Origin of the sequence: Deinococcus terrestris, from assembly GCF_009377345.1 — a bacterium.
GTDB classification, from domain to species: domain Bacteria; phylum Deinococcota; class Deinococci; order Deinococcales; family Deinococcaceae; genus Deinococcus; species Deinococcus terrestris.
In genome coordinates this window covers 1-9,532 of the sequence record NZ_WBSL01000026.1, presented here as the reverse complement: position 1 = coordinate 9,532, position 9,532 = coordinate 1, and the positions used below count along the sequence as shown (strand labels likewise).

The following is a 9,532-nucleotide window of genomic DNA, read 5'->3' as shown; positions in this document are numbered from 1 at the left end:
CCAGGACGATCTGCTCCTTGGTGTCCGTCGGCCAGTTTTTCCGTTGCTTCCCCATACTTTCCCTCCAGTGTGCCCGACCCTCGCAAGGGGGCGGGTGATTTTGGAAGGATTTCCTGGAGCATTACCAGGTGACCTCATAGACCACCCGGGCTTGGGGGACGGGTGCACTCTTTTTCGGCCGCTTAGTTTTCGTCATGTTGCATCTCCTGTAGGTCAGAAAGTCGGGCACGTTTGGGGGCGCAGTAACGCAGGTAAGGCATGTAGGGCCAGGCAGGAGGTGGCTCGTCTGGATGCGTGGAGCGCCAGACCCGCTGGCTGTACACGTAGAGGTCGAACACATCCTTTCGCACGCCGGAAAAGCCCGGGTAATGGCTCAGGTGGTCACCCAACCGCAGCAATTGCGTCCGTGCAACCAGGGGAGGGTGCTGCCGCCGGGCCACGACCTTGCCGGTGATCTTTCCGGCCTTGTTGGCATGTAACTGCCGACCGCCACGTCCCGTGACTGCCCTCGCGATGTGCTTGCGGTAGTAAGCCCGTGCCTGGTTGTTGAGGCGCCAGGTGAGGCGCTGGCCCTCCTGCCGTGTGAGCTCGTAGTTGCGCCAGGTGAATGGGGCGGCCGGGTCCAAACCGTTGAACCAATCCTCGCGGGAGCCCGACGGCTCGGCGTTGCTCATCAGCACGAGCGTGATGTGCTCACCCGTCGGCGGGAGGATCACCATTTGCACGACCGGGTACTTGGCGCGCCGCAGACTCGAGCGCAGGGTGTGGCTGGCGGTGATTGTGGGGTACCGGTCAATCTGCCGCTGGGCAATCGCCTCGGCCTTGGCGATGGGTGCCTGGATGACCGCCACGATGGGTGACGCCCGCGCGAGGTGAAGGGTGGCCTGCAAGCCGCTGGTAACCGTCCGGTGATAGAGCAGATCCATAGCTCGATGGTGCGGGCAGACCGGGTTGGACGCTGGGGTGGTCAGGCAAGGGCGGCGCGGCTGGATTAAGTTTTGATTAAGATCGGGGCTTCGGTGGGGTGCGTCAGGACGACGCGATGTGAGCACATATATGGATGTTCCAATCCGGGGGCATTCAGTCGGTACGCTCTTCCCATGGTGCTGTCCTCGCCGGACAACCAAGGGGGTAGATCGCCACTACTCCTACCTGACGTAGCTGCATGCTGGGGGAAATCCTCGCTGGTGCGGCTGCAACGCGGGCGCTGGGGTGAAATTCCCTGGCTCTACGTGATCCACACCTGCTGGATTCGCGACGCGCAAGGAAGTTGGGCGACACGGGAACGGGTGCGTGGTGACACGGAACACCCTGACGAACTGGAAAGCACAAGGGGGGGCGGCTCGGAAGGGTCGAACCTCTTCCCCACAGGTGGGCGTCAGCATGGACCGTGAGGCCATGAGCTGCGGCGACGTGATGCAGGGCGATGGCCTGCGCGCGCGAGACGGGGCGGTACTCCGTGAAAGCGGAGATCGGCGGATAGCTCAAGCCTGTAACGCCTCCAAGCACTGGGGGTGTGGGGTGCTGCCTTCGGGCACGTGGAGTAGGTGCTGGGGGCTGCCAGGTGACTGGCGGATGGACGAGAGTCTAAACAAGGGTCGTGTGGGTAAACCGGGGTTTCGGAACATCTACCCGGCTAAAGGCTCCGAAAGAGCTGACTGCACAGCGAGACACGGCGCCTTGCCCAGCGGGCCACAGCCATGCAGAGAGACATCTGCGGCAGAAGGTTCGGAGAACGTGGGAAGGTCTGCAGAACATCAACCTGATGCTCCACTCGGGAGCCAGCGCGGCGCAGACTGGGAGCGGCGGCAAGTAGGTTCAAGCGATTCGAGGCGAGGCGGGCGGCAACGTGCCGTGCTCCCAAGGACGGGTACTGGTTGGCACAAGCTGATCAGGCCGAAAGCTGCCATCGGGAAAGGGTGTTCTGTGAACACCTGTGTGGAAGTCCGGCGAGGATTACGGCAGGGATTGCCGAGCACCAGGACGTGGAGGGTTGGCCCCCGAGACGTCAGCGGCGTACCTGGCATGACGTCCAGAGAAACCGTGGTCAAAATTCCAAGCATCACCAAGAGTTCAAAGTGCCCTCAATCCTTGAGAGGCACGGTGCGGACTGCGCAGACGGCTTCGGCGGTCCTCAATCAGATTCCAGAGGGAGTAGGCGAGGTGATCCCACCAGACCCGCTCCACTAGGCTTGCCGTACTGCCCAGATCAGCACATTCGGTCATGGTCAGGGCAAGACCTCCGGACAACTCAACGTTGTCCACTCCTACACCAGTCCCGTCGTAGCACGTTGACGCGACAGGACATCGGAACCTCTGTTCCGACTCTCATTGAGATGGACTGCGACTCCGGTCAACGTCCACGCTTGTAAGACCTCTGGTCAGGCAAGCCCCCTCATAACCACCGCAGCCCCGAGCTGCCCCTCACCCTGTGAGGACCGATGGACCGTCGCAGCGATGTGACGCTCTGTAAGACCGGCTCTTACTGCTAGAGCCAGCACACCTACTGCTGGTGTGTCCCCCTCGACTTAGGTCTTGGGGGTCTTTTTTTGGCTCGAAACGGAGTGGGAAGGCCGAAAATTGCCCGAATGACCGGGCCGAATTGCAACCCCCCCGTCGGGGGTACTTGCAAGCCAACACGCTTGTCCCCCGTGGAATTGCGGTGCTTGGACACGGTCAGGCGGGCTCCCGCCGCTGCCTCAGCCTTGGTCAAGTCTGATCAGCGTCCAACCCGCCCCGACATCGGTGCAGACGGCATTTTCCTACGCCCTGCTTTGCGCCCTTTTCGCCCGCAGCCCAGCGTCCAACCCGCCCTGGGCACATCGTGAGGAGGTGCGATTTCCAAAGACTCTCAACCCGCTGTCCAGCCAGCCCTGCCTCCAAGGCCGAGGTGTAGTCGCCGACCTCCCTGTCCCGGCGTTCCTCACCCCCTACAAGCCTGCACTGCGCGGTGGCGATGGGTCCCCAGGGGAGGCGACCTCCATTCACCATCCAACCCGCACCAATGCTGTCCTCGACGGCTTTGATCAAGCGGGGACTTGCGCCTCTCTTGGCTTTAGGCCCGCGTCCAACCCGGTCTGGCCGCACCGTGGAGGTATGGCCGACATCCCCCCCAGCACCCCCCCTACCGCGACCAACCCGGCCTGGTCGCAGGGTGGAGCTATGACCAGCATTTGCCTTACCACCAACGTGCAGTCGGTTACGGATCGCGGTATGCTGCCAAGCACCCCGGGTCTGAACGAGCACCTCAGAAACGGGTTCACCCCCCGCGCGGCTGGCAGGCCGTTTATCGCAGAGGGTGTCCGTCAGAAACAACTCGATTGTGTTTGTGCGTTAGCAGACGCACAGGCATCGGCCTGTGCCCAGGATACGCGCTTGGGCATGCCCGGTCAACGGACTGGGAGGGTGCGCCGCACCCAGGGACGCGCAGGGAGTGCAGTCGTGAGCAGCATCAAGAAGCCGATCACCCCGGTCGTCGAGGCCATCGGACGGCTGAGCATCACCGGCAACACCATCCCCCACGTCTGGTACCAGCGCTCGGAGTTCCGCACTGACGCCAACCGACCCGACCGAAACATGATCACCATCGTCAGCGACATCGTGTACTGGTATCGCCCGCGTGAGGTCCGCAACGAGGAGGAAGGTGGAATCTTCGTGGGGTACGAGCGTAAGTTCGCCCGCGACAAGCTCCAGTACAACTACGAGCGCCGGGGCGCGGTCTTCGGCATGAGCGACCGCGAGGTGTCTGATGCCTGCAACCGCGCCCAGAAGAAGGGGCTGCTGAAGATCGAGTACCGCACCGAGCGCGTCAAGGGCAAGCTGCTGCACAACATCGTGTACATCGAGCTGATCCCGGAAGCCATCGCCGCCACCCTGGCCGGACCCAACGTGGGTCCCGTCGTGAAGGCCAAGGGGGCCAAGCGGGGCCGCCACGTCAAGGCAGGGGACCCCGAGGCCCGCACGACCCCGGTGGTCGAAGCGGTGTTCGCGTCGGCCGATGCCGGCGTGGACGACGAGGGGGAGGAGCTGGACCTCGCCGATGACCAGGCCCAGGAACCCGGCGGGGAGGATCTGGGAACCTCCCTAAATTCTGGGGGGTTAACCTCCCTAAATTTAGAGGACCCGGGCACAGAATTTAGGGATACATATAACGAGAGTTCCCCAGAGATTTCTTCTTCACGAGAATTCCGAGGAGGAGCACAAGACGTGACTGGTGACGCGCACGCGCAGGAGGCGCAGCCAACCACTGCGCCGGAAGCCGGACCCACCCCGCCTCCGCCCTCCTCCTCAGAAGGCGCTGCGCGCCTAACGGCTGAAGACACGCCCTTCACGACTACGCCGGGGACCCTGATCACCTCGCCTGCAACCGTCCCGGGCGTGGCTGTGCTCGAACCGCCTGTCGGCGGCGCCGCTGACGCGGCGGATGAACGCCCCGCCCTCTCGTTGGACAAGATTCGGGAGTTGTTCGAACGCCAGATTGATCAAGCCACGAGTACTGAAAATGTTCCGGGCGATGGTGCGGCACTCCCGGAGGCGGGTGCGGAGGCCCCGTCCGGCGACGGAGAGGCCGCTTCCAGCCCCAGCGTGGACGACTTGGCCCCGATTCCCGAGGCGGAGCTGTCGAGCCGGGTTCCTGCCGGTCCTGAGAGCCCGATGTACAAGGCCATGCGAGAGGTGCTGGGCAACTCGCTTCCGGAGTGGATTGGCGAGCGGACCCGAACCGGGCAGATTCTCCGCAGCACGCACTGGACTCTCCTGACCGAGGACGAGGTTCGGCAGGTCACCGCGATCGCACAGGCAGAGGCCGAGCGCAACAGGGACAACATGCATACGCTCTTCGCCCGCGGGCTGGACCGTCTAATCGGGGCCGTCAAGCTGAAGGGGGCTGTGCCGACGGACAAGGGCAGGCCGCAGGAGGAAACGAAGGTTATCGGGCCAGTGGACCTGAGCCACCTGGATCCCAATCTGAGCGTGGGCCAGCGCTGCACGGTCGGCGGGGCCTTGGGGATTGTCCTGAGTAACCGTGCCAACGGCTACGTGGTGGATCTGGACTCTGGTGAGCGTGTGACGGTGGACCGGGCGGTGGCAGGGCAACTGACGAGCCTGCGGGCGAGCGATGCCCTAGTTCCGCGCCAGATCGAGGGGGAAGACCGCCACGCGGTGGGCGCACGGTGGCGCTGCAAGGCTTCGGGGAACGAGGTACAGATCGTCGGGAGTGTGCAGGTCCAGAAGCGTAACGGTCCAGGACTCCAGTTCAAGCTCAGTGATAACCGGCAACTGACTCCGTTGGACCTGATGCTGAAATACGAGTTCGTGGGGGGCACGTGAACCGCCGCACGCCCCGCATCCCGACCTATCGGGACGGTTACCCGCCGCACCTCGCCACGGCCGCCGAGCTGGAGGCCCTGGGCCTGCGCCCTGGCACCCAGGAGCCGGTCGCGCTGTACGCATTCTGCTCCCCGGACGGTGGAGGCGGTACCTGCGGGCTGCACGAGCGGGCAGCGGCCGTGCCGCGAGAGCAGGGGGCATCGTGAGGCCCCGTCCACCGACCTGTTCTCCAAGGCCACATCCGGGAGACGCTTCTTTTCAGGGAGTGAAGTCTTAGCGACGGGACCGAGGGCGGCGCACGGGTGGCGGCTCCTTGACGGGCAGTGCGCAAACGTTCCCGAAGAGTGTGCCGTGGGCTTCCAGCTTCACGCCTTGCAAGAGCTCCGGAAACAGACTGGGCATGCCGAGCTTCTCGCGGCGCAGATGGTACTCGATGTGAGCGTGATAACGCTGGCTCGGCAGAACGATGAGGTTTTCAAGGGCATTGTTGGTGCTGTTGCCGTCCCGGTGGTGAACGATCTCGCCCGGCAGCAGGGGACGGCCCAGGTGCTCTTCCACCAGTTGCCGATGCAGCAGCACCCTCTTCCCAGATCTTTTGCACTTGACCTTGGCGTAGGGTTTCCGCTTCTTCATCAGCTCTCCTCGTTTCGTACCTATAGGCAGCCGCTTGAGGAATAAGATTAGAAACGATATCAATTCTGGGATTAACTATAACGTTGGATATAGCTGTATGACCATCACGGTAGGCCAGGCACCAATACTGATTGCGAATATTGCGAATACTACCGGCGGAGGTTGCCATGTCTCTCCCCATCCGTCACGTCGCTGACCCGCACGAGCAGGCCATCGCTCGGGAGGCAGCTCAAATTCTCGACACTCTGCGCCCCAGTCTGCAGGGGGAACAGCAGATGGTCACACTCCCTCCGACCCTGGCGCATCTGCTGAGCGAGGTGCTCGGCCGCTTGGCCCAGGGGGAGGCTCTGGCCATCCTGCCCGCCGGGCGAGAACTCACGACCCAGGAAGCAGCTGACCTGCTGGGGGTCAGCCGACCATTCCTGATCGAAAAGGTACTGGAGGCGGGCCGTCTCCCCTATCGCCGGGTAGGGAAACATCGGCGCATCCGTCTCGGCGATCTGCTGGATTACCAACAGCAGGATCTCGAAGAGCGCCAGGCTGCGGCTGACGAGCTGACCCGGGAGGCCCAGGACATGGGGTTGTATTGATTCCGGCTGGTCGGGGCACGGTGGTCCTGTGTGATGCCAACGTGCTGTACGGCAGCCTTCTGCGTGACCTGCTGGTTCGCCTGGGAGTCTCCGGGGCCTTACGCCCCCGTTGGACGACCCGCATCGAGCAGGAATGGGTGGGCAACCTGCTGGAGCACCGCCCCGACCTCTCGCGGACCCGAATAGAGCGGACATGCGCCCTGATGCGCCGTGCCATCCCTGAAGGGCAGGTCGAGGCCGGAGATGACCCGTCGGTCGGGGCTCTGCCAGACCCCGACGACCGACATGTGCTGGCGGCGGCCCTTGCCTGTGGAGCTGAGGTACTCCTGACCTTCAATGAGGAGGATTTTCCGGCTGCCCTCGTCCCGGCGCCATTGATTGTCTGTCACCCAGATCGCTTCCTGATTCGGTGCCTTCAGGTGCAGCCAGGAGAGGTGGTTGCTGCGGCTCGGGGCATCCTCCGTGCCTTGAATAACCCCCAGCTCACCCCGGACGAGTTCGCAGATGGCCTGGCGCGCGCTGGCCTGCCAGGACTGGCGGCGGCATTGCTGCCGCTTCTTTAGCCATTGAGGGCAAGAGTTTAGACGTTAACAACGTTGGGAGTAAGGTAAGTAATAACCTTACTCCCAACCTTTGACTTAATACTATAAACAACGTTATTAATGGTACTATGTCTGACGTTCCCGATCCAACTTTTCCTCAATGGCTTGCAGGAGCCACGCGTGCCGGGAGAGAGGCCTTCTTCCCCGGGCCTGCTTCTTGCGGATGACATCGATCTCCTGAATCTGACTCTCGTAGAGGCGCAACTGGACATTCTTCAAAGCGTCCAGTTCCTCCTCTTCGGGGAGAGCAGATGGATGCAGGTCCGCCGCAACCGATCCGCCGCGGCGGATGACTTCCTGTACCTGGGCCTCGTCCACAGCTGAGGTCTCGGCAGGCCTGGCTGGACGCCGGGGAGCACGGGTGACCGGCATCCTAGACCTCCTTTCCACCGGTGGTGCTGGGCACCTGGCCAGTGATCTGCTGATAGAGCCCCCGAAACTCCGTCGATGCCTTGCGGTCTTCCGGATGCAACTCCAGTACCCCAAGACCCTGGGCCGCCGCATTCGCATAGGCCTTGCGGTTGCCGAGAGGGGCGTCGAGGAACTGCAGCACCTCAGTGTCGCGCAGGGCGTCAGCAGCCTCGTCGTTGTCACTGCCCCTGGGATCGGCCCGGTTGAGGAAAGCGTACGAGCGGAGGTCGGGATTGACTGTCTGGATCTCCTGGATCAGGCGGGTCACCTTCTCTAGGGTCCACACGTCGAAGCTGCGGGGGTTGAAGGGCACGAGGTAGAGGTCGGCCACCGTTAGGGCTGCGCGCTGGCTGGTGGTGTCGCGACCGCCGGTATCGATGACGACATCCTCGAACTTGCTCGCGAGGCGGCGCAACTCCTCACGGGCCGCCTGACCGGTGAGCTGCACAGAGGTGTAGCCAGTTCGCCCCTCTGTCCGCTCATTTCGCCAGGCCGAGAAATCCGTGGCCGTCTCCTGGTCATCCGCGTCCACCAGAAGAACGTCCCTCCCCTCCAGAGCCAGGGCCACGGCGAGGTTGGTCGCCACTGTGGTCTTTCCGCTGCCGCCTTTAATGCCACCCACGACGTAGATCATTGGTGTCAATTGTAACATTGAAAGCAACGTTGATCATGGCATTAAAGGACGGCTTACCTGAGTAGCGCTGCGTCCCTTAGCTGGTCATTGGTACTCCATATCCCCTCTCAAGCGCAGGCCGACGGCCATGGGTAAACCGAAAAAGTCGACGTGTTTTTCAACGTTAAGTTTGATATGGCTAGTAGGGTTAAAAATCACACCAGGGGGTACCCTGTGTATGTGGTTGCCGAAGTTGGGCTGCAACGCGAGCGGTTCCCTGTCACTCTACGGTGATGCCGGACTACACCCGTCACGATGCGGCCAATCTGGAGCAGATCCGCCTGCTCCAAGAGGCGCTCAAGAACTGTGAGGGCCAGGGCTCCCGGGACTTGCTCAGAGCACGTTGCCAGACAGAAAGCCGTCCAGATGGTCCCGCAGGCGGGCTTGTCCCTCCGGAGTGCGGCACAGTTCCAGCGGCCTCAGGTCACCCAGATGACGGTTGGGTTGGCTGAACCAGTGGGCGGCATGCTCGTGTCCGAGAACCGCCCGGATCGTGGCGAAGAGGTCGAGAACATGGGCGACCCGGTCGAGCAGCAGTTGAGGGGGAAGGGCCACCTGTGCCGAATCGAGCTCGCGCAGCCCTAGGGCCGGAAGCACGTCGGGGACAGGCACTTCGAGCAGGGCCGCGAGGTTTGTGGCGATCTGCTGGTGGCTGATCGTCGGTAGAGCGCCTGCCCTCTGATGTACCACAGCCTGAAGCTGTGTCCGGCCCAGCCCCATGATCTGAACCAAGAGGGCGTTGTCGGAAGGAGAGGGCATCTCTTCTTCCGCATCCCGGTTCCGGCCGAGGTCGCCACCGGGAGCCTCGGGGGCCATGTCTGCTGGCCGTTCGTTCAAGGTGCGCCCGGTCAGTGTCTGAGTCCGGATCACGAGGGATCCACGGACGAGGTGGACGGTGACAGGGGAGCCGTTCTGGAGTCCAAGAGCCTCGCGCATGTCGGCGGGCAGGTGGAGGGTCAATCGGTCACCGGAGATCTGGCAGATCGTGTCCATCCTATGGATCAAATGCCTGCGGCGTTGAGCAAGGCCCCCAGAACGATCCGTGCTTGACCGGCTTCCACCGCTTCGGCCACGGTCCTGTCCCCGAACACGGCATGACGGTGGGTCATGAAGTAATGCACGCCTTCCTCCGTGCCGCTGACCGCCCAGGCCGCCTTGCGGATGTCCTGGTACTGCTCCAGGAAATCCTTCAAGCAGCGTTGCGAGACTTCGCCGCTTCCAGCAGCTTAGCCCAGGGGCAGGCGTACCCCAGAGCTGAGTGAAGCCGGACCTGGTTGTACCAGTCACGAAATTTG

Annotated in this window: 10 protein-coding genes; 4 read left to right on the top strand and 6 right to left on the bottom strand. The window is 63.0% G+C overall.

The window, feature by feature from the left end; genetic code table 11:
* Positions 1–182: 182 nt before the first annotated feature.
* Entirely contained in the window at positions 183–926 is a 744-nt protein-coding gene (locus tag F8S09_RS17255; RefSeq protein WP_227978776.1) for a hypothetical protein, read from the bottom strand.
* 2,515 nt (positions 927–3,441) lie between these two features.
* Between F8S09_RS17255 and F8S09_RS17250 the strand changes: the two genes are divergently transcribed.
* Positions 3,442–5,328 carry a hypothetical protein gene (locus tag F8S09_RS17250; protein ID WP_152872667.1) on the top strand — a complete coding sequence of 629 codons (1,887 nt, stop codon included), beginning with the start codon at positions 3,442–3,444 and terminating at the stop codon, positions 5,326–5,328.
* On the top strand, positions 5,325–5,534 hold the full coding sequence (locus tag F8S09_RS17245; RefSeq protein ID WP_194165425.1) for a hypothetical protein: 210 nt from the start codon (positions 5,325–5,327) through the stop codon (positions 5,532–5,534). The genes F8S09_RS17250 and F8S09_RS17245 overlap by 4 nt, the downstream gene beginning before the upstream one ends.
* A gap of 67 nt (positions 5,535–5,601) precedes the next feature.
* Here the strand turns inward: F8S09_RS17245 and F8S09_RS17240 are convergent, their stop codons facing one another.
* On the bottom strand, positions 5,602–5,961 hold the full coding sequence (locus tag F8S09_RS17240; RefSeq protein WP_152872666.1) for an HNH endonuclease: 360 nt from the start codon (positions 5,959–5,961) through the stop codon (positions 5,602–5,604).
* A 167-nt stretch (positions 5,962–6,128) separates the two neighbouring features.
* Here F8S09_RS17240 and F8S09_RS17235 point away from each other — a divergent pair, with 167 nt between their 5' ends.
* A complete protein-coding gene (locus tag F8S09_RS17235; protein WP_227978775.1) occupies positions 6,129–6,551 on the top strand; it encodes a helix-turn-helix domain-containing protein in 423 nt (140 codons plus the stop codon).
* Entirely contained in the window at positions 6,548–7,114 is a 567-nt protein-coding gene (locus F8S09_RS17230; RefSeq protein ID WP_227978774.1) for a PIN domain-containing protein, read from the top strand. The genes F8S09_RS17235 and F8S09_RS17230 overlap by 4 nt, the downstream gene beginning before the upstream one ends.
* Positions 7,115–7,219: 105 nt before the next feature.
* On the opposite strand, the gene F8S09_RS17225 is transcribed toward F8S09_RS17230, so the two are convergent.
* The 4 genes from F8S09_RS17225 to F8S09_RS17210 all read right to left on the bottom strand — a co-directional run bounded on the left by F8S09_RS17225 (position 7,220) and on the right by F8S09_RS17210 (position 9,430).
* Positions 7,220–7,525 carry a hypothetical protein gene (locus F8S09_RS17225; RefSeq protein WP_152872665.1) on the bottom strand — a complete coding sequence of 102 codons (306 nt, stop codon included), beginning with the start codon at positions 7,523–7,525 and terminating at the stop codon, positions 7,220–7,222.
* 1 nt (position 7,526) lies between these two features.
* A complete protein-coding gene (locus tag F8S09_RS17220; RefSeq protein ID WP_152872664.1) occupies positions 7,527–8,198 on the bottom strand; it encodes an AAA family ATPase in 672 nt (223 codons plus the stop codon).
* Between the two features lie 372 nt (positions 8,199–8,570).
* The gene (locus tag F8S09_RS17215) at positions 8,571–9,230 is read right to left on the bottom strand and encodes an antitoxin Xre/MbcA/ParS toxin-binding domain-containing protein (protein WP_152872663.1); all 660 of its coding nucleotides are present in this window, start codon (positions 9,228–9,230) and stop codon (positions 8,571–8,573) included.
* An 8-nt stretch (positions 9,231–9,238) separates the two neighbouring features.
* Positions 9,239–9,430, bottom strand: a complete 192-nt coding sequence (locus F8S09_RS17210; protein WP_152872662.1) for a hypothetical protein — start codon at positions 9,428–9,430, stop codon at positions 9,239–9,241.
* Positions 9,431–9,532 lie beyond the last annotated feature (102 nt).